We start from the raw sequence: 17,241 nt of genomic DNA, 5'->3' as shown, positions 1-17,241 counted from the left end.
GGATGAGGAGACCTAGCACAGCGCGTTGCGCGCGCCCAGCGTACATCATTCTCCGCACATGCTCAGCCAGACCGCTTTCGCTTATCGGACGCGATAGACGAGCAGGGTTTCTTCTGGCGGACGCGCGCCCCGCCGCTCATGAGATATGGCGACGACCCGCACAAGGTCTCCCCGCTTGACCCCCATGCCGGGGAGCCCTGCCTGCCAGCTAGTATTTTTGTTTGCCACCATGCGGCCAGCCAGACGCTCCGCCCCCGTCGGCGAGCGAGTGTCAGTCGCAAAGAACTGCAATTCCTTATACGGAAAATCTGCGTTACTATACTCCGATATCTGCGCGCTATCATAATAGCCGATAGCGTAGAGTTTCATCCCGGTGCTGCCGCTGACAGCGGACATCCAGCCGATTTCCGCACCCGAGAACGCAAGAACCCGTGAGCTCGGCGGCGGCGGCGGCAGGACGACCAGCGGCACTTCCCGGGAAGATTTGCGCCCCTCGTCATCGGCAAACTGAAGCAGCAGCCGCAATTGTCGCTGCTCCATGTCGTTAACGGTGGCTGTAAAACTGCCATTGGTGACGGCCGAAACCTGACCGCCGCCCACCGCAGACGCGCCGACAAGACGCATGTCGGGGGAAACCCGGCCGCCGCTCATTACGATCACCCGGATTGAGGCCGGACGGTGGGGGCGAATCTCTCGCTCGAATACCGACACCAGCGCCACATTGACCGGGTCCAGCGGAATGGCCGCATGGACACGCTCCGCCTCCGGCGAGATGGTCGTCTCCGGAAAGACGGGCAAAATGATTGGCGACTGCACCGCCGCCTGAACGAGTGGCGGGAACTGGTCGGCCGCGTCGTGCTGCGCGGCAGCCATGTTCGTGGTGGTGAGGAGGAGTGCTCCAGCGCCAAGCAGAATTTTCATGATGTCCCTCCCCTGAGGCAATGTGCACTCAGAGCATATGGCCAAAGCGGGGTGCCGCCAAGTGCGATGCGGTTGTGCTGGGCCTCGATATCGGCCTCACTGTCCCAGGTCGCGCGGACGTAATCGTCCATCGTCTGATTGAGGAGCCCGTTCGCGAAGTCAGCATCATACGGGTGGGCGGGCAGCAGGATATAGGTACGGGCATCGGTTTCGATCCGTGTGCCGGCCAGTTTTCAGCAAAAGACGTGCACGTCCCTTATTCCTCCGGCCTCCCCCGGAATGATCGATGAGAAGACCTAGCACAGCGCGTTGCGCGCGCCCAGCGTGCTTCATTCTCCGCTTATGCTCATCCAGCCCGCGTCACCCCGGCAAGGGTGTGAGCCCGCACGCCGGGGTCCATCACAGAACCGCTCGGCCGGAATTGGTGGATTATGTCGGAGATGGGCCCCGGGGCTTCGCCCGGGGCGACGATGGTTTTGGTTGGAAAGACTTGCCCATGGGTCCCGCGGTCAAGCCGCGGGATGACGGATGGAGAGACCACGCCTCAGAGGCAGATCCCCGCTTTCGCGGGGATGAGCGGGCGGTGAGATTGGTTTCACCGTCCGTAGAGCGGATCGCTTTAGGCGTGCCGCCCTACCCATTATTACCGCACCCGTTCTTCTTCGGCCTTCTCGCCATCGCCGCCGCCATCCGTTGACGGATCGCGCTTGGGCTCTTCGGGGATGAATTCGAAGTCGAGAACTTTTTTCTCGCCCTCTTTCTTGGTCATCACACGGACAATACCGCCCTCTTTCAGAAGGCCGAAGAGGATTTCATCCGCAATCGGCTTTTTGATATGTTCCTGAATGGTGCGGGAGAGCGGACGTGCACCCATCTCCTCATCAAAGCCGCGCTCTGAGAGCCAGCGGGTCGCCTCCTCCGTTAGTTCGAAGGTCACATTGCGGTCGGCAAGCTGGGCTTCAAGCTGCATGACGAATTTCGCAACGATCCGGTCGACAATCGGTTTCGACAGACCGGCAAAGGTGATGATCGCATCGAGGCGGTTGCGGAATTCCGGCGTGAAGAGTTTCTCGATCGCCTGGTTCTGCTGGTCGGTCGCCTTCCCGCGGCCAAAGCCGATCTCGTTCTTCGCCGCATCGGACGCGCCCGCATTGGTCGTCATGATAATGATGACATTGCGGAAGTCGATCTTCTTGCCATGCGTGTCAGTCAGCGAGCCATTATCCATGACCTGCAGGAGAATGTTGAAAATCTCCGGGTGCGCCTTTTCGATCTCATCGAGAAGGACGACCGCATGCGGGTTCTGGTCAACGGCATCGGTGAGAAGCCCGCCGCCCTGATCAAAGCCGACATAGCCGGGAGGCGCACCGATCAGACGACTGACCGTATGGCGCTCCATATATTCGGACATGTCAAAGCGAAGAAGCTCGACCCCCATCATTTTGGCGAGCTGTTTAGCGACCTCGGTTTTACCAACCCCGGTCGGGCCCGCAAAGAGATAGGAGCCGATGGGCTTGTCAGGCTCGCGAAGCCCTGCGCGGCTGAGTTTGATTGCCGCGGTCAGCTGCTCAATCGCGTTATCCTGTCCGTAGACGACGCGCTTGAGATCCTCATTCATGTTTTTGAGGCGCTCGGTATCGGATTTCGAGACGGTTTTGGATGGGATACGCGCCATCTGGGCGACGATTTCCTCGACCTCATGCACGCCGATCTGCTTCACCCGGTCTTCGGGCTTATAAAGCATCTGGCGGGCACCGGCCTCGTCGATCACGTCAATCGCTTTATCCGGCAGGCGCCGGTCGGTCATGTATTTCGCTGACAGCTCGACCGCCGTGACGATGGCTTCGTCCGAATAGGTCAGATTGTGATGATCCTCGAACGCAGGCCGCAGGCCGCGCAGGATTTCAATCGTGTCCTGAATACTCGGCTCGACAATGTCGATCTTCTGGAAGCGGCGGGAAAGCGCCCGGTCCTTCTCGAAATGCTGCTTGTATTCCTTGAAGGTGGTCGAACCCATGCATTTGAGCGAGCCCGCCTGCAGCGCCGGTTTGAGGAGGTTCGAGGCATCCATCGCCCCGCCGGATGTCGCGCCCGCGCCGATGATGGTGTGGATCTCGTCAATGAAGAGGATCGCATCATGATGGGCTTCGAGTTCTTTGAGGACCGCCTTCATGCGCTCCTCGAAATCGCCGCGATAGCGCGTGCCGGCAAGCAGCGCGCCCATGTCGAGCGAGAAGATCGTCGCCTCGGCGAGCACTTCGGGGACTTCCTCATCGACGATGCGGCGGGCGAGCCCTTCGGCAATCGCCGTCTTGCCGACACCGGGGTCACCGACGAAAAGCGGGTTATTCTTGCGACGGCGGCACAGCACCTGGATCGCGCGTTCGACCTCTTTTTCGCGGCCGACAAGGATGTCGATCTTGCCCTTGCGGGCTTTCGCATTGAGATCGACCGTATACGCCTCAAGCGCCTGCGGACCCTGTTTTGTCGCGGACTCCTCATCCTCTTCGACACCGCGCGGCGAGCGGCCCGGCGCAGGCGCGCCATTCTTCGGCAGGCCGTGTGATATGTAGTTCACCGCATCATAGCGGGTCATGCCGTGGGTATTGAGGAAGAAGGTCGCATGGCTCTCGCGCTCGGCGAAGATGGCGACGAGAATGTTCGCCCCCGTCACTTCGGAGCGGCCGGAGGTTTCGACATGAATCAGCGCGCGCTGGACCACCCGGTGGAACCCGGCCGTCGGCTTGGCGTCATCCGCATCCTCGACCCGGAGCTTTTCGAGATCCTCGTCGATATATTCGATGAGTTGTTCGCGCAGCTCCTCGATATCGACATCACAGGCTTCCATGACGGCTTTCGCGTCCGGATCCTCCGTCAGCGAATAAAGGAGGTGCTCAAGCGTTGCGAGCTCCTGCTTTTTCTCCGTTGCGAGCGCAATGGCGCGGTGAATAGACCGTTCGAGGTTTTCAGAGAAAGTCGCCATCATTCACGCTCCATCGTGCATTGAAGGGGATGTTCGTTCCGCCGTGCAAGTTCCAGCACCTGGGCAACCTTGGTCTCGGCCACCTCATAGGTATAGACCCCGCAAATCCCGACGCCGGTATTATGGACATGCATCATGATCTGATGCGCCTCGTCATGCCCCTTGTGAAAGACCGCCTCGAGCAGCCAGACCACGAATTCCTGGGGCGTATAGTCATCATTGAGCAAAAGGACCTTGTAGAGGGATGGCCGCTTGGTCCGCGGTGAGGTGCGCGTAATCGTGCTGACGCCGCTGCCACCGCGGCCGTCATCATCCTGGTCACCATCATCGCTCATCATCCAGGTGGTCATCGAATTCCTTTTCGTCAGAACAATCCCGAAAGCGGTTATTTGGGGGTTCGACCCTCGCCTGCAACCTTATCACGTTTAACCCGGTCCGGTCGTGACGGAATAAAAAGAAACCCCCACCGCATTTCTGCGGCAGGGGTCTCTAGAATTCGTTGATGTCAGTCGCGATTAGCGGGTCTGCATCATCTCGACGAAAGCCGAATAGCGCTTGGAAAGCGGCTGAGCGGCGTCGCGGGCTGCAGCAACCCACATGTCAGAGACCTTGTTGACCTGACCAATGTGCTGTTCCATCGACGTGCGGAACAGTTCGGACTGGGCTTCAAAAAATTCTTGCGGCGTCTTGGCTTTCGAGAGCGCCTGGAATTTGTCGGTGCCGGCGTCCATTTGCGACTTGGCATATTCGACGTTCTCGGCTGCGATTTTCTCGACGCCTTTGGCGACGGTCGTTGCGCATTCGATCATGGCTTCGACATTTTCCTGACCGAAGGAGCCGATTTTCGACATGCCTTGGGTCATGCGCTCGATGCCATCATTGACGGCGGCTTGCGCGGTTTTGGTGGCTTCGGTGGCAGCGTCGGAAGCTGCCTTCGTGCTTTTCCGTGTAGTGCTCATGGTTATCCTCACTCAATTTCGTTTGTGGCCAACCTCATCAATGGATGATTTTCGGCCGGTGAATCACGCTACTCTTCGCCCCAGACTGGAACCTGAGGGACTCAAAGCGTTGTGATCCCCAGTTCCCGTCGGAGAGGCCACATCGCTATGCTGCAATGCAACATAAGGCGCTTCCCCCACCTCGTCAAGGGAAATTGTGCGGCGCACAAAAATCAGAGCGGGTGGTCACACGGCACAGCCCCTGCAATGTCAGGGACGAAGGGAATCCTTAAACCCGATTAACCCTTTAGTGAGGATCGCGACCATATTGTGGACGCATTTACAGATGCCCACCGGCCGTGATTGTGTATATTGTAACATCGTGGCAGGCGACCCGTGACTCGTAGGTTTATGTACAGATTTCAGCCCCGCCGAATTCTTCTGAGTATCCTCGCTGTCATGACCTGCAGCGTGGGCGTAGCTTCGGCAAACCCCAAATACGCCGCCTATGTGATCCATGCAGAGACAGGCGACGTTCTTTTCGACCGGTACTCAAACGAAACACGTTATCCTGCGTCCCTCACCAAAATGATGACGCTCTACATGTTGTTTGAGGCGCTCGAGACTGGCGAGATAAAGCTGACGGACAAGATCCCTGTCTCAAAACGCGCCGCATTGCAGCCGGCATCCAAGCTCGGCATCAAACAGGGCACCACAATCGATGTCGAAACCGCGATCCAGGCGCTGGTCATCAAATCTGCGAATGACGTGGCGACTGCCGTTGCTGAAAAGCTCGGCGGGACAGAAAGCCAGTTCGCCGCCAAGATGACGAGCAAGGCGCGCCAGATCGGCATGCGCCGCACGACCTTCCGGAACGCCTCAGGCCTGCCCGATACACGCCAGCGCACGACCGCCCGCGACATGGCCACCCTCTCCCAGCGGCTGGTTCAGGACTTCCCGCAATATTTCCATTATTTCGACGACGACTCATTCGTGTGGGATGGCCGGACCTATAAATCCCACAACAAGGTGACCCAGCATTATAAAGGCGCTGACGGCATCAAGACCGGCTATACCCGCGCCTCGGGCTATAACCTCTCAACGACTGCCGAACGTGACGGCCATCGCCTGATCGGCATTGTGCTTGGTGGACGCTCAGGCACGACCCGCAACAACCACATGGAGCTGATCCTCTCGAATGCGTTCGACGCGATCGAGAAGCGCCCGACCCTCGTTAAATCAATTCACAGTGTGCGCCCTGTTCCGGGCCTGCGCCCGGACCGGATTGAAGAAGCACCTGTTCTTCTCGCTTCGGTCAAAGCGAGCGCCGCGCCCTCCGCTCTCGCTGGCGGCGATGTTTCCAGCCTGTTGCCAGTGACGGCGCAGGCAGACCAATCGACCCAGCTTGCCGCTCTGATGGCGCCGACCGAGCCCGGCATTGCCGACACAGGTCCCATCGGTGAAGGCGATGCTGACCTTGATCTCGTCCGTAACTGGATCGTTCAGGTCGGCGCGTTCAAATCGCAACCGCAGGCGATCGAGCAGATCCACCGGACGCAGGATACGATCCGCGCCGTCTGGCCCGATGCCGGCCGCGAGGTGAATATCGCGCAGAAAGAGAAAGACCCGGTCTATCGCGCCCGTTTCACGCGGCTGACCGAGAACGAGGCCTCCGCCTCCTGCACCGCGCTGAAAAAATCCGGCACGGATTGCCTGATCCTGCAGCTCGCAGAGTAGCGACTAGGCCGCACGGCCCCTCTCGCCTATCCGGTCCGCATCGGCCTAAGAGGGGGACATGAGCACGCCCCCCAAACTCGACGCAATCGACCGCCGCATCATCGACATCCTGCAGAAGGATGCGAGCCTTTCGATTCAGAAGGTCGGCGAGATGGTCGGCCTTTCGCAAAATGCCTGCTGGCGGCGCATCAAGACGATGGAGGATGAGGGTGTCCTCAAAGCTCGTGTCGCGGTCTTTGACGCTGAGAAGCTGGGTTATCCCCTCACCGTCTTTGCCATCCTCCGTGTACGTGAGCACAGCGCCGACTGGTATAAGAAATTCGTCAGTCAGATCGTGTCGCGCCCGGAAGTCGTCGAGTTCTACCGCATGTCAGGAGATGTCGATTACATGGCCAAACTGGTGGTGCGGGACGTTCGGCACTATGACGAGATCTATAAGGAGATCGTCAAAATCGGCCCCCTGCTCGATGTGTCGGCTTCGTTTGCTATGGAAGACATCAAGAACACGACCGCCGTGCCGGTCGAAGAGAGCTGAGCCCTCCTACACCGTGTCGCGAGAGACCTGACGCGCCGCGCGGCGATTGGGTGTCTGCTCATGCCGGTGGGTCACCATCCGCTCATGCAGTTCACGGATTTTCTGGCTGCCGGTCGTCTTGCAGAGACCCGGAATGAAAGCATGCACGAGGCAGGCTAATCCAGCGAAGAGAAGGCTGAGAGAGAATCCGAGTGCCTGTCGCAAATGCTCCGTATAAGACTCACCGACTGTCGCCGGATGCTCGCGGAACAGTTTGTCGAACATGGAGCCACCCCTTCACTGGATCAGGTTCATACATACACCCGTCCGCAGCGATTGTGCTCCCAAATTCCACACAAGAAAAGGCCCAGATTGGGAGATTATCCCAATCTGGGTGAGTCAGGGAGGTTAAGACCTTAGAATCGGCGGCCGAGACCAATACCGGCCACGATCGGATCAAGCTCGACATCGACCTTGTTGATCGACCCGCCGGTGTTCAGGGTCGCGGTGGTATCGATCTGGATCCATTTGATGTCCGCATTGACGAACCAGTTCTCGGAAACATCGACATCGACACCTGCCTGCACGGCGACGCCAAAGCTCTCGTCAAGGCTGATCGAGGTATCGCCAATGGCGTTGTTCAGGCTGGAGGTCGCATCCTCATTATAGAAGATGGTGTAGTTGAACCCGACACCAACGTAAGGACGAACCTTCGCCTCAGGCTGGAAGTGATATTGCAGAGTCAGGGTCGGCGGCAGCGCCCAGACATCCCCGATCTTGCCGAGACCTTCCAGGTCACCTGTGCCTTCAAGATCATGCGGGCTGGTCGCAAGGATGAGTTCCACCCCGACATTCCGTGTCAGGAAATAAGTGAAATCAAGCTCCGGTACGACCGCATCTTCAACCTCGACCGAGCCATTCGGGAAGGCCGGCTCGACGCCGGATGCGTCTTCCTGTGGCGAAACGAGAATGGCCCGCCCACGGACGATCCAGTCCCCTTGCTCTGCGGCTGCAACTGAGGTCATGGCCCCGATGGCCGCTGTTCCGATAAGTGCTGCACGAAGCATTTCGTTCTCCTAACCATAAAGAATGCCTCGCCTCGATAACGCCGCGATGCAGCAAGCATTTGATCCAGATCAAATGAAATGCGTACATTCGCGGAAAAAACGGCTATAAAAATACGAGACAAAAATATTGAGGAGGAACAGGTGACACCCAATACGGCAGAGTCGATTTCCAGTTCCGGTAACTCCATTCCCATGGCGAAAAAACTCTCCGCCACTGCGCCTTGGCGATGGCTGGAAAAGGGGTGGGCCGATTACCAGAAACGCCCTCTCCTCGCCGCGGGCTATGGCGTCCTCTTCGTCGCGCTCGGCTATGCCATCGTTTTGGGGCTCAGCCTTATGGGCATGACAGCCGCCGTGCCGGTCGCAGTTGGCGCCTTTGCATTGGTTGGCCCGCTGATGGCTGCCGGGCTTTACGCCTATGCGCGAGAGATCGAGGCAGGCCGACTGCCCGGCTGGCGTGATGTTCTGTTCGTGAAGGCCGCAGCCCCGATCGGAGTTGCCTATCTGGGGGTCATGCTGCTCTTCGGGCTCTTTATCTGGACGCTGTGCGCGCTGGGGCTGCTCGTGATGTTCGCCGGCGGCCAGTATATCGCGCCCGGTGAGTTCACGAGCTTTGCGCTCGGCACGCTGCCGGGGCTGTCACTCCTGACCATCGGGACGATTGTCGGCGGGATCATCGCCTTTTCGATCTTTGCGATCACGGCGTTTTCGATCCCCATGCTGATGGATAAGGATGTCGATTTTGCCACCGCTATTGGCGCCAGCGTCAATGCGGTGATCGCCCAGCCCAAGCCGATGCTGTTATGGGCGTGGATCATTGCAGCGAGCGTTGCGATCAGTGCCGCAACATTCCTCTTAGGCTTTATCCTGCTCTTCCCGCTAATCGGCCTTGCCACATGGCATGGCTATCGCGAGGCATTCGGCGACTGACGCTCCAGCTCCTCCTGCTCTTCGAGGTCATCGTCGAGCAGGATGCGGCTCGCCGCGCCCTCAGGGTCATTATACTGACCATTGCTGAGCGACCACATGAAGGCCGCCACCGCAACACCGCCCATCAGCAGCGCAATCGGGATAAGGAAGAGAAGCCCGGTCATGTTGCCTTCTTTCCACCCGCGAGCCGCAGCGCATTGAGCGTGACGATCAGCGATGAGCCCGACATGGCGAGCGCGGCAATCAGAGGGGTGACGATCCCCGCCATGGCAAGCGGCGCGGCAACGAGATTATAGGCTGCGGCGAAGGCGAAATTCTGAAGAATGTGCCGTTTGGAGCGCAGCGCCATGCCGCGCGCCTCGATAATCGCCGAAAGCTCCTCCCCCTGAAAGACGAAATCGGCGGCGGATTGAGCGGCATCGGCCGCCGTGCCCGGCGACAGCGAGACGCCGGCATGGGCCATGGCGGGCGCGTCATTGATGCCGTCCCCGACCATGGCGGTCATGATGCCGCGTGTCTCATAGGATTTGAGGACTTCCGCCTTGTCCTGCGGGGTGACTTCGGCGGTCCAGTCATCAATCCCGGTCTCACGCGCAATCGCCTCGACCGAGGCCGCGCGGTCACCGGAGAGAAGCGATACGGTAGGGCCCGCTTCTTTGAGATTTTCAATCGTCCGGATACTGTCCTTGCGGAGCGTATCAGCAAAACGAAGCTGGATGGGCGCAGTCTCGCCAATACGAACCCACGCCATGGGACCTGCGGCCTGACCCGGATCTTCGGCCCCGACAAATTCCGCCCGCCCGAGCAGGATCTCCCGGCCCTCGACTGTCCCTCTGACGCCGAGACCGGCATATTCATCGACCGTATCAGCGACCGGGCCGCCGCCCGCATGGACGACGATGGCCCGCGCGATAGGATGGCGGCTGGCGCGCGCAAGCTGGGCCACAGACGACAGTTGATCCGTATCCAGCGCATCCGGATTGAGCCATGAAAGCTGGCCCCTTGTCAGCGTGCCGGTCTTGTCAAAGACGACATGCCGGACAGCGGCGAGACGTTCGAGGGCATCGCCGCTTTTCACCAGAATGCCGCGGCGGAAAAGCTGACCCGTGGCGACGACCTGCACCGCCGGGGTCGCCAGACCAAGCGCACACGGACAGGTGATGATGAGGACGGCGGTCGCCGCCATGATCGCCTCACGCACCCCGGCCCCGAAGAAGAGCCAGCCCGCAAAGGTCACGGCCGCGAGCGTATGGACGATCGGCACATAGGCGCGCGCCGCCCGATCGGCGAGGATCGTGAAGCGGCCCTTGGTCTGCTGCCCGGCCTCCACAAGGCGGACGAGATCAGCGACCAGCGAGCTTGTGACATCGGCCTCTGCCCGCACGATCAGGGTATGGGAGAGATTGACCGCGCCGCCTGACAGCCGGTCGCCCGGCTTTGCGGTGATCGGGATGGGCTCGCCCGTCAGCAATGCAACGTCCACGTCCGATTCACCTTCGAGCACGGTGACATCGACCGGCACCCGGTCGCCCGCGCCAAGCCGCAGCCGGTCGCCCGGCGCGATATCCTTGGACGTGACAGAGACGGCATGGCCGCCCGCATCCAGCCGGGTCGCGGTCGTTGCCTGAAGCGCCAGCAGATCCCGCGCCGCCGACCGTGCCTTGTTGCGCAGATGATGATCGAGCCATCGACCGATCAGAAGGAAGAAGAGCAGCATCACCGCTGCATCGAAATAGGCGTGGACGCCGCCCATCAGCGCCTCGGACAGGGAAACCCCGAGCGCAAGGAAGACGGCGAGCGAGATCGGCACGTCCATATTGGCGTGGCCCTGCTTGAGCGCGCCCCATGCGGAGGAAAAGAAGGGCCGGCCGGCATAAAGCGCCGCCGGAATCGCGATCAGCCCGGAGATCAGATGGAAGAGCCGCCGTGTGGCCTCGCCCATCTCGCCGCCATTGGCCGCCCAGACCGAGACCGAGAGCAGCATGATATTGGCCGCCGCAAAGCCCGCCACCGCGAGCGAGCGGATGAGAAGCCGTCCGTAGGCATCTTTTTCCTCTTCCGCCGCCACCGGATCAAAGGGGGTGACCCCATAGCCAAGCTCCGCCACGGCTGAGGTCACGCGGGCGGGCGCAAGGCCGCCCTGCCAGCGGACATGCAGCTTGCCGGTCGAGAGGTTGAGGCGGGCCTCTTCAACACCGTCGAGCGCCGTCACCGCCTTTTCGATCTTGGAGATACACCCTGCGCATTTGGCGCCGCGGACATAAAGCTCCAGCTCCTTGCCGCCCTCGCGCTTGCGCACGAAAGCCGCCGGGTCCGGGGCGCTGGTTTCGTTTTCTGCCGGTGCGAGGCCCGAAGGGCAGCCTGTGTCGGGAGCCGGTTTCATCGCACGAGCATCCGTGTGGTCGCGGACAGCATGATCTCGCCTTCCACTTCTTCTCGTGCCTTCAAGGTAAGGTCCCACGCGCCGGGGGCAAGCCCTTCAACATCGCTGCGGTAACGACCTTCGCCCAGATGGGTGAAGCCAAGCTGTTGCAGACCTTCATCGCTGGTCGGGCGGGCAAGCTCGCCCTCAAGGACGGCATCGACGACGGGGCGGCCTTCACGGTTGAGAAGGATGATCTCCAGCGGCGCGCCCGCCCCGGCGGTGCCGTTGACGAGCTGGAAGCGCCAGCCGAGTTCAGCCTGCCGGGCCTTCTCTGCCAGCGTCTCATTATAGTTGAGACCCTGATAATAGCTTTTCTCGACCTGCTCGCCGGGAAAGCTCTGTACCGCGAGTTTCACGAAGAGAAAATTGACCGCGATGATGATGCCGAAAAAGGCTATCACCGCAAAGAGCACATGCCTGCCGGTCAGCTCGAATGGTTTTTCAGCCTTTGCCATGTCGGACATTCCTACAGCTTTCCCTATCTCCGGCTGCCACCAAGGAAGCCGAGGCTTTCGCTCGATGTTTCGCCGGTGACGTCATCCGTGAGGGTGACGGTGATCTCATCGCCATCCCCCTCGCCTTTCGGCATTGTCAAAAAGATTCGCAGCCGGATCTGCTTGTCGGGAGCGACATCGAAATGGATCTGGCCATCCTCGATCTCGTAGCCGACTGCGGCGGTGGTCAGCCCTTCGGGCCCGTCAATCTCGATGGTGAAAGGATGGGTCTCACTCTGCTTGTTGAGCACGCGCGCGGTGATCGCATTGCGGATCGAGCCATCGGACAGGCGGGTAAAGGCCGGCGCCCGGTCCCGCTCGACCCCGAATTCAAGGCTCGACCGGCCGGTCAGGCCGAACAGCATGATCGCGGATGCGAGAATCGTCACGCCAGCATAAAAAAGCGTCCGGGGACGAATGATCTGCGGCCAGCGGCGTCGGGCCTTGGGATCCTTCACGTCGCGGTAATCGGCACCATAGGCGATCAGTCCCTTGGGCAGGCCGACCTTTTTCATCATCGTGTCGCAGGCATCAACGCAGAGCCCGCAATTGATGCATTCAAGCTGGTCCCCGTCGCGGATGTCGATGCCCATGGGACAGGCGGTGACGCAGGCATGGCAATCGATGCAGTCGCCAAGCTCTGACCAGTCCTGACCTTTTTTGTGCTTGCCGCGCGGCTCCCCGCGCAAGGCGTAATAGCCAACGGCAAAGGTCTTATCATCGGTCATCGCGCCCTGAATGCGCGGCCAGGGGCACATATAGGTGCAGACCTGCTCGCGCATCAGGCCGGCCAGCGAATAGGTCGTGAAGGTCAGCACCCCAACGAAAAGATAGGAGCTGGCCGGGGCCTGACCGACAAAGAATTTCGAGATGACGGTGGGCGCATCATGGAAATAAAGCACCCACGCCCCGCCGGTCGCCATGGCGATCAGGAGCCAGAGCGAATGCTTGGTGACTTTCTTGAGGATCTTGTCCGCGGTCCAGGGTTTTTTGGCGAGCTGGAGCCGTTTATTCCGGTCACCCTCCACCATGCGCTCAACCGCGATGAAAAGATCCGTCCACACTGTCTGCGGACAGGCATAGCCGCACCAGAGACGCCCCCAGACCGAGGTGACAAAGAACAATGCCAACGCGGAGAGAACGAGAATGCCGGTGACGAGATAGAACTCATCCGGCCAGATCTCGATATTGAAGAAATAGAGCCGCGCGCCTTCGAAATCGACCAGCACCGCCTGCTGCGGCTCATGCGCCGCGCGCGGCCAGCGTAGCCAAGGCAGGAAGTAATAGACCCCGAGCGTCGCAAACAGGACCAGCCATTTGGTGAACCGGTATTTGCCATGAACAAGCTGGGGGTGCACCGCCTCACGCTTCGCATAAAGCCTCTCGGGCGCTGCACTGACCTCTGACATATGTTCCGATCCATCAAAAGGCATGACAGCCTACTGAATATTCTCCGGCTCGCCGGTTTCAAGCGAAGCCTGAGGGGAGGTCTCCCCGCCGCCGAGAGAATGCACATAGACGGCCAGCGAGGCGATGGTCGCGTCATCGAGACGCTCGCCCCAGTTCGGCATGATACCATTGCGGCCATTCCATATCTGTGCGCGGATCGTCGCATAGTCGCCACCGTAGAGCCATTCGGCATCAGTCAGGTTCGGTGCGCCCTGTGACCGGTCGCCGGTGCCGTCTTCTGCGTGGCAGATCGAGCACTGTTGCTGGAAGAGCGGCTCCGCACGGGCCAGAGCTTCCTCATTCACTTGCGGTTCTGAGTAATTGAGAACGTATGTCGCAAGATCATTGATCTGATCACCCGACAACATCCCCTGTTCGCCGTAAGCTGGCATCTGAGAAAAACGAGCATCTTCATCCGTAGACCGAATGCCGTGGGTGATCGTCAGACGAATATCATCGAGCGTACCGCCCCAGAGCCAGACATCGTCGGCAAGACTGGGATAACCGGGATAGCCGACCCCGCCCACGCCGTGGCAGGTCGCGCAATTGTCGCCGAATGCTGATTTGCCTGCCGCCATGGCGAACTGGCGCAGCTCATTGTCTTGTTCGATCGACTCCAGCGACGCGGTCGTCAGGAGACGCGATGCCAGCTCGCTACGTGCTTCTCGCAAAGTAGCGAGGTCTTCGGTCACATTCACCCGCTCAGAGTGATTGCGGATCCCCTTCAGCCCCGGAAAACTCGGCATGAAGATGTAATAGACGAACGCCCACGCAATCGTGACGTAAAAGATGATCAGCCACCAGCGCGGCAGCGGGTTGTTGAGCTCCTTGATCCCGTCCCATTCATGGCCGGTCGTCTCAATACCGCTGTGATCATCAATGTCAGGTTCGTGATGGCCGTTATCAGACGTGGTCATTTTCAGTATCCTCCTCAAGCGGGAGCTGGCTGGCGCGGTCAAATTTGGATTTGTTGCCGGGCGCCAGCGCGTAAATCAGGACAAGGACGAAAGCCAGAATGAACAGCAAAAGGCCGAACGTCTGGGCGAGGTTTGAAAGAAAGACATGCATGCTGATCACCGCTGATTGTCGACGGTTTCGATATCGAAGGTAGAGAAATCCACCATCGTGCCGAGCACCTGAAGATAGGCGATAAGGGCATCCATTTCGGTGACCTTCTTGTTGTCCGCAAGGAACGGTGTTTCGACACCGGGCCAACGGGCCTCAAAGCCCTCGAAATCTTCTGCGTAAGGGTAGCCAGCCTGAAGGCGAAGGTCGTCCTGCGCCGACTCAATCTGCTCATCCGTATAAGGAACCCCAACCCGGCGGTTGGCGACCATCTTGGCGCCGATCCGGCTATCATTGAGGGTTGTTGTCTCAAGAAAAGCGTAAGGCGGCATGACAGAGCCCGGCACCAAGCTGCGCGGATCGATCAGGTGCTGACGATGCCAGTCATCTGAATATTTCTTGCCCACACGCGCAAGATCAGGCCCCGTTCGTTTCGAGCCCCACTGGAAGGGGTGGTCATACATGCTCTCCGCGGCGAGTGAGTAGTGACCATAACGCTCGACCTCATCGCGCAGGGGGCGAATCATCTGGGAGTGGCAGACATAGCAGCCCTCCCGGATATAGATGTCGCGGCCGGCCAGTTCGAGCGGCGTATAGGGACGAACCCCTTCGACCTCTTCGATTGTGTTCTCCACATAGAAGAGAGGCGCGATTTCCACGATGCCGCCGATCGATACGACGACCAGGATCGCCGCGATAAGTGGACCAGAGTGACGTTCGAGAAACTTGTGACGGTTCAACATTTACCTGTTCCTCTTCTTATTCTGCCGGGACCGCGGCGACATCCGGGGAGACGTCGTCTGCATGACGTTCGCTTTTCCGAACACGGCCTTTTGCGGTCATGTAGAGGTTGAAACACATGATCATGGCACCCACGAGGAACATCAGCCCCCCGACAGCACGGATGATATAGGGGATGTGCTTGGCTTCGACGGTCTCAATGAACGAGTACTGAAGGAAGCCGAACTCGTCATAGGCGCGCCACCACAGACCTTCGGTGATCCCGGCGACCCACATCGCAGTGATGTAGAGCAGGATGCCGATGGTCGAGATCCAAAAATGCCATTCGACGAGGGTGTTCGAATAAAGCTGTTTGCGCTTCCACACCCATTGGGTCAGGCAATAAAGCGCGCCGAAGCTGATATAACCGACCCAGCCGAGCGAGCCCGAATGCACGTGGCCGATGCCCCATTCGGTATAGTGGCTGAGCGAGTTGACGGCGCGAACCGACATCAACGGGCCTTCGAAGGTACTCATGCCGTAGAAGGCGACCGAGACGATCATCATGCGGATGACAGGATCCGTCCGCAGCTTGTCCCATGCCCCAGAGAGGGTCATCAGGCCGTTGATCATGCCGCCCCAGCTGGGCATCCACAGCATGACCGAGAACGTCATCCCGAGGGTCTGCGCCCATTCGGGCAGCGCGGTGTAATGAAGGTGGTGCGGGCCGGCCCAGATATAGATGAAGATCAGGGTCCAGAAGTGCACGATCGACAGACGGTAGGAATAGACCGGACGCTCCGCCCGCTTCGGAATGAAGTAATACATGATCCCGAGGAAGCCGGCGGTAAGGAAGAAGCCCACCGCATTATGGCCGTACCACCACTGGGTCAGCGCATCCTGCACACCAGCAAAGAGCTGGTAGGATCGGCTTTCAAACATCGAGACCGGCATCGCCAGATTGTTGACGATGTGCAGCATCGCAATCGTCAGGATAAAGGCGAGATAGAACCAGTTCGCGACATAGATGTGAGGCTCTTTGCGCTTCCACATCGTCCCGAGGAAGACCAGCAAATAGCCGACCCAGACAATGGTGAGGAACAAATCCGCATACCATTCGGGCTCGGCATATTCCTTGGACTGGGTAATCCCCATTAGATAGCCGGTTGCGGCAATCACGATGAAGAGCTGGTATCCCCAGAAGACCGCCCAGGGCAGCATCCCGCCAAAGAGACGCGCCCGGCAGGTCCGCTGCACCACATAGAACGACGTTGTCAGCAGTACACTGCCCCCAAAAGCAAAGATAACAGCGGAGGTATGCAGCGGCCGCAGGCGCGAGAAGTTCGTCCAGGGAAGGTTCTCAAAATAAAGTAGGTTGGGGAATGCCAGCTGGCTGGCGATGATCACCCCGACAAGAAAACCGGCAATCCCCCAGAAGGCGGACATGAAGACCCCCACCTTCACGATATTCATATTGTAGACGTCCTGCCGGATCTGACGCCCCGACTGGATATGCATCAGTAGGGAGAATGTCCCTGCCATGAACGCAGCCATGAAGACCAGCGCATGGAATTCCATCGCGGCTTCCGGCGTGTTCGCCGCAATCAGGAAGAAAAAGAGACTGCCGATCCCCAGAAAGACGGCAAGAAACGGCACTTCCACACCGACCGCCCCTTTCGGGCGTGGCGCAGGGCTGGTTGATGTCGATGACACGGGCTGGTTCCCCTTCGCACGAATTTCAATCTTTGAAATTTCAGGTGCCACGGCTCGAAAGTGCCTGTTTTGACTCATGTCAAATGCCGCATCTGACGGTCAGCTAGGGAATGGCCATGGCCAAGCACTTACCGTCCAGCCTTATGTCCGCCCCTTCCTTCCCCCTCATAGGCAGGTTGGCGGGAGTCCTGGCCATCTTGATGCCTGCCCCCGCCGCTCACGCGAATGTGAGCGCGGACGGGACGATCATGATCGCCGTCTGTAGCGAGGGGCGTACGACCTATA

Annotated in this window: 18 protein-coding genes; 3 read left to right on the top strand and 15 right to left on the bottom strand. The window is 59.5% G+C overall.

Annotated features, from left to right (window positions below):
• Positions 1–81: 81 nt before the first annotated feature.
• The 5 genes from DX908_RS14270 to DX908_RS14250 all read right to left on the bottom strand — a co-directional run bounded on the left by DX908_RS14270 (position 82) and on the right by DX908_RS14250 (position 4,863).
• Positions 82–921 carry a hypothetical protein gene (locus tag DX908_RS14270; protein ID WP_116393166.1) on the bottom strand — a complete coding sequence of 280 codons (840 nt, stop codon included), beginning with the start codon at positions 919–921 and terminating at the stop codon, positions 82–84.
• Positions 918–1,052, bottom strand: coding sequence for a hypothetical protein (locus DX908_RS16690; protein WP_267895872.1), 135 nt, complete (start codon positions 1,050–1,052; stop codon positions 918–920). Before DX908_RS16690 ends, DX908_RS14270 begins: the two co-directional genes overlap by 4 nt.
• Before the next feature lie 512 nt (positions 1,053–1,564).
• Positions 1,565–3,904, bottom strand: a complete 2,340-nt coding sequence (gene clpA, locus DX908_RS14260) for an ATP-dependent Clp protease ATP-binding subunit ClpA (protein WP_116393478.1) — start codon at positions 3,902–3,904, stop codon at positions 1,565–1,567.
• Entirely contained in the window at positions 3,904–4,239 is a 336-nt protein-coding gene (gene clpS / locus DX908_RS14255; RefSeq protein WP_116393477.1) for an ATP-dependent Clp protease adapter ClpS, read from the bottom strand. Before clpS ends, clpA begins: the two co-directional genes overlap by 1 nt.
• A gap of 180 nt (positions 4,240–4,419) precedes the next feature.
• Positions 4,420–4,863, bottom strand: coding sequence for a phasin family protein (locus DX908_RS14250; protein WP_116393164.1), 444 nt, complete (start codon positions 4,861–4,863; stop codon positions 4,420–4,422).
• Between the two features lie 438 nt (positions 4,864–5,301).
• Here DX908_RS14250 and DX908_RS14245 point away from each other — a divergent pair, with 438 nt between their 5' ends.
• Together DX908_RS14245 and DX908_RS14240 are read left to right on the top strand one after the other, a co-directional pair.
• Entirely contained in the window at positions 5,302–6,579 is a 1,278-nt protein-coding gene (locus DX908_RS14245; protein WP_158548832.1) for a serine hydrolase, read from the top strand.
• Between the two features lie 58 nt (positions 6,580–6,637).
• Positions 6,638–7,114 carry an Lrp/AsnC family transcriptional regulator gene (locus tag DX908_RS14240; RefSeq protein ID WP_116393162.1) on the top strand — a complete coding sequence of 159 codons (477 nt, stop codon included), beginning with the start codon at positions 6,638–6,640 and terminating at the stop codon, positions 7,112–7,114.
• A gap of 6 nt (positions 7,115–7,120) precedes the next feature.
• Here DX908_RS14240 and DX908_RS14235 read toward each other — a convergent pair whose 3' ends face one another.
• Positions 7,121–7,378, bottom strand: coding sequence for a DUF6356 family protein (locus tag DX908_RS14235; RefSeq protein ID WP_116393161.1), 258 nt, complete (start codon positions 7,376–7,378; stop codon positions 7,121–7,123).
• Positions 7,379–7,509: 131 nt separating this feature from the next.
• Positions 7,510–8,160, bottom strand: coding sequence for an OmpW/AlkL family protein (locus DX908_RS14230; RefSeq protein WP_116393160.1), 651 nt, complete (start codon positions 8,158–8,160; stop codon positions 7,510–7,512).
• A 141-nt stretch (positions 8,161–8,301) separates the two neighbouring features.
• On the opposite strand from DX908_RS14230, the gene DX908_RS14225 reads away from it, so the two are divergent.
• Positions 8,302–9,090, top strand: coding sequence for a DUF2189 domain-containing protein (locus tag DX908_RS14225; RefSeq protein ID WP_158548830.1), 789 nt, complete (start codon positions 8,302–8,304; stop codon positions 9,088–9,090).
• Here the strand turns inward: DX908_RS14225 and ccoS are convergent.
• From ccoS to ccoN, 8 genes are read right to left on the bottom strand one after another with little or no spacing between them, the layout of a single operon-like run.
• Positions 9,066–9,254 carry a cbb3-type cytochrome oxidase assembly protein CcoS gene (gene ccoS / locus DX908_RS14220; RefSeq protein WP_116393158.1) on the bottom strand — a complete coding sequence of 63 codons (189 nt, stop codon included), beginning with the start codon at positions 9,252–9,254 and terminating at the stop codon, positions 9,066–9,068. The genes DX908_RS14225 and ccoS overlap by 25 nt on opposite strands.
• Positions 9,251–11,473 carry a heavy metal translocating P-type ATPase gene (locus DX908_RS14215; protein WP_116393157.1) on the bottom strand — a complete coding sequence of 741 codons (2,223 nt, stop codon included), beginning with the start codon at positions 11,471–11,473 and terminating at the stop codon, positions 9,251–9,253. The genes ccoS and DX908_RS14215 overlap by 4 nt, the downstream gene beginning before the upstream one ends.
• Positions 11,470–11,970 carry a FixH family protein gene (locus DX908_RS14210; protein ID WP_158548828.1) on the bottom strand — a complete coding sequence of 167 codons (501 nt, stop codon included), beginning with the start codon at positions 11,968–11,970 and terminating at the stop codon, positions 11,470–11,472. Before DX908_RS14210 ends, DX908_RS14215 begins: the two co-directional genes overlap by 4 nt.
• Positions 11,971–11,993: 23 nt before the next feature.
• A complete protein-coding gene (gene ccoG / locus DX908_RS14205; RefSeq protein WP_158548826.1) occupies positions 11,994–13,418 on the bottom strand; it encodes a cytochrome c oxidase accessory protein CcoG in 1,425 nt (474 codons plus the stop codon).
• Positions 13,419–13,448: 30 nt separating this feature from the next.
• Positions 13,449–14,375, bottom strand: a complete 927-nt coding sequence (gene ccoP / locus DX908_RS14200) for a cytochrome-c oxidase, cbb3-type subunit III (RefSeq protein ID WP_116393154.1) — start codon at positions 14,373–14,375, stop codon at positions 13,449–13,451.
• Positions 14,362–14,526 (bottom strand): cbb3-type cytochrome c oxidase subunit 3, encoded by a 165-nt coding sequence (locus DX908_RS16820; protein WP_116393476.1) that lies wholly within the window; start codon positions 14,524–14,526, stop codon positions 14,362–14,364. The genes ccoP and DX908_RS16820 overlap by 14 nt, the downstream gene beginning before the upstream one ends.
• 5 nt (positions 14,527–14,531) lie before the next feature.
• A complete protein-coding gene (gene ccoO / locus DX908_RS14190; RefSeq protein WP_116393153.1) occupies positions 14,532–15,266 on the bottom strand; it encodes a cytochrome-c oxidase, cbb3-type subunit II in 735 nt (244 codons plus the stop codon).
• Positions 15,267–15,282: 16 nt separating this feature from the next.
• Positions 15,283–16,956, bottom strand: a complete 1,674-nt coding sequence (gene ccoN, locus DX908_RS14185) for a cytochrome-c oxidase, cbb3-type subunit I (protein ID WP_233508725.1) — start codon at positions 16,954–16,956, stop codon at positions 15,283–15,285.
• Between the last annotated feature and the right edge of the window lie 285 nt (positions 16,957–17,241).

This window comes from Parvularcula marina, from assembly GCF_003399445.1.
In the GTDB taxonomy this organism is placed as follows: Bacteria; Pseudomonadota; Alphaproteobacteria; order Caulobacterales; family Parvularculaceae; genus Parvularcula; species Parvularcula marina.
This window is presented reverse-complemented; position numbering and strand designations above follow the sequence as displayed.

Bases quoted from the DNA above. Each gene is read 5' to 3' on its own strand.
- DX908_RS14250 (WP_116393164.1), bottom strand. From the start codon at position 4,863: ATGAGCACTACACGGAAAAGCACGAAGGCAGCTTCCGACGCTGCCACC.
- DX908_RS16690 (WP_267895872.1), bottom strand. From the start codon at position 1,052: ATGGACGATTACGTCCGCGCGACCTGGGACAGTGAGGCCGATATCGAG.
- DX908_RS14215 (WP_116393157.1), bottom strand. From the start codon at position 11,473: ATGAAACCGGCTCCCGACACAGGCTGCCCTTCGGGCCTCGCACCGGCA.
- ccoS (WP_116393158.1), bottom strand. From the start codon at position 9,254: ATGACCGGGCTTCTCTTCCTTATCCCGATTGCGCTGCTGATGGGCGGT.
- ccoO (WP_116393153.1), bottom strand. From the start codon at position 15,266: ATGTTGAACCGTCACAAGTTTCTCGAACGTCACTCTGGTCCACTTATC.
- DX908_RS14245 (WP_158548832.1), top strand. From the start codon at position 5,302: ATGACCTGCAGCGTGGGCGTAGCTTCGGCAAACCCCAAATACGCCGCC.
- clpS (WP_116393477.1), bottom strand. From the start codon at position 4,239: ATGAGCGATGATGGTGACCAGGATGATGACGGCCGCGGTGGCAGCGGC.
- DX908_RS14210 (WP_158548828.1), bottom strand. From the start codon at position 11,970: ATGGCAAAGGCTGAAAAACCATTCGAGCTGACCGGCAGGCATGTGCTC.
- DX908_RS14240 (WP_116393162.1), top strand. From the start codon at position 6,638: ATGAGCACGCCCCCCAAACTCGACGCAATCGACCGCCGCATCATCGAC.
- DX908_RS14270 (WP_116393166.1), bottom strand. From the start codon at position 921: ATGAAAATTCTGCTTGGCGCTGGAGCACTCCTCCTCACCACCACGAAC.
- DX908_RS14230 (WP_116393160.1), bottom strand. From the start codon at position 8,160: ATGCTTCGTGCAGCACTTATCGGAACAGCGGCCATCGGGGCCATGACC.
- DX908_RS14235 (WP_116393161.1), bottom strand. From the start codon at position 7,378: ATGTTCGACAAACTGTTCCGCGAGCATCCGGCGACAGTCGGTGAGTCT.
- ccoG (WP_158548826.1), bottom strand. From the start codon at position 13,418: ATGTCAGAGGTCAGTGCAGCGCCCGAGAGGCTTTATGCGAAGCGTGAG.
- ccoP (WP_116393154.1), bottom strand. From the start codon at position 14,375: ATGACCACGTCTGATAACGGCCATCACGAACCTGACATTGATGATCAC.
- clpA (WP_116393478.1), bottom strand. From the start codon at position 3,904: ATGGCGACTTTCTCTGAAAACCTCGAACGGTCTATTCACCGCGCCATT.
- DX908_RS16820 (WP_116393476.1), bottom strand. From the start codon at position 14,526: ATGCATGTCTTTCTTTCAAACCTCGCCCAGACGTTCGGCCTTTTGCTG.